Origin of the sequence: Lactobacillus sp. UMNPBX6 (genome assembly GCF_002553975.1) — a bacterium.
Classification (GTDB): Bacteria; Bacillota; Bacilli; order Lactobacillales; family Lactobacillaceae; genus Lactobacillus; species Lactobacillus gallinarum.
Genome location: NZ_PCZD01000127.1, coordinates 1 through 777, shown reverse-complemented (window position 1 = coordinate 777; position 777 = coordinate 1). Strand labels below are relative to the sequence as shown.

At 30.6% G+C, this 777-nt stretch carries 1 protein-coding gene; it reads right to left on the bottom strand.

What is annotated here, in order from left to right:
* Window positions 1-19: 19 nt before the first annotated feature.
* The gene (locus tag CP357_RS09950; protein ID WP_233187256.1) at window positions 20-646 is read right to left on the bottom strand and encodes an XRE family transcriptional regulator; all 627 of its coding nucleotides are present in this window, start codon (window positions 644-646) and stop codon (window positions 20-22) included.
* Window positions 647-777 lie beyond the last annotated feature (131 nt).

Genomic DNA, 777 nt, shown 5'->3' with positions numbered 1-777 from the left:
GGCCCTATCCATCCCCGCATTAAAATACGGGGATTTTCGGGCGTTTTTCATTAAAATATTTTTCATAATATTTAGTTATTAAGAAATTAATTGTAGAATTTGATGCTTGCTTTAAAGTTGCGGGATTTTTACGGTAATTGTTTAAATCATCTGTAGAAATACCCGTTTCTTTACTTAACTGTGACATTTTAATATTATCATCTGTTACTACTCGTTTAGCCTTTTCTACATCTGTTAAAAGGTGTGGCATAACCATATGAGGAGGTATTTGACGCTTATTCAACTCATTAATTATGTTCATAGCAGCTCGCTGCATTTGTTCGATTGCGACATCTCGATCAAGATTACTATTCTTGATATGTCCCACGACAAAGGTATGATCCGACACCTCATACTTTTTAGTAACAGGATTAAAAAAATTACCTATTACATTATTTACTACAACTTCTTTTGTACTTGCATGATCATAATTAAAAGGTATATTTTCCAACTTACCTGTGACAGAAGAAAATGGTAAGTTATCTATCGTAAAAACTTGAACGTAAACATCGTATTCCTCCTTATTATCCATATCAGAAAAATGCTTATCATACATTCTTACTTCACGATCTTGAATAAAATCTTCAAAAATAATCTGCTCTTTCATTAACAACTTTCCCTATTCCCAATATAATATTTTTCTTATATTAATATAATAAACAAAGAACAACTCTTATAAAGCTATGAAGTGAGACCTAAAAGTGAGACACTTTTAGGTCTTTTACTATGTCTAAATTT